1 pseudogene is annotated in these 239 nt (G+C 78.7%); it reads left to right on the top strand.

Going from position 1 to position 239, the window contains the following annotated elements:
- Positions 1 to 71: 71 nt before the first annotated feature.
- Positions 72 to 239 (top strand): annotated as a pseudogene (locus IG88_RS44900) (pyridine nucleotide-disulfide oxidoreductase); the annotation flags it as partial.

Here is a 239-nt window from a genome sequence, read left to right as displayed (position 1 = left end):
GACCGCCGCTGACGCCCCACGAACGCGGGCTGCTCGCCGGGCTGGACCGCACGAGCGAGTGAGCGGACGCCCCCGGGCAGCGGGGGCACCGCTCACCCGACCGGGCGGTGACCGCCTACACCCGGCGCCTGACCAGGGCCGCCACCGGCAGCTTCGCGGCGGCCTCCGCGCTCTGGGACGTCACCAGCATGCGCACCCCGCCGACCCGGATGTTCCGTCCCCCGGCGGTCCTGGCCGCC

This window comes from Streptomyces sp. NRRL F-5650 (assembly GCF_000721365.1).
In the GTDB taxonomy this organism is placed as follows: Bacteria; Actinomycetota; Actinomycetes; order Streptomycetales; family Streptomycetaceae; genus Streptomyces; species Streptomyces ardesiacus.
Note: the sequence above shows the minus strand (reverse complement) of the source record. Positions and strands in the feature narration are given on the sequence as shown.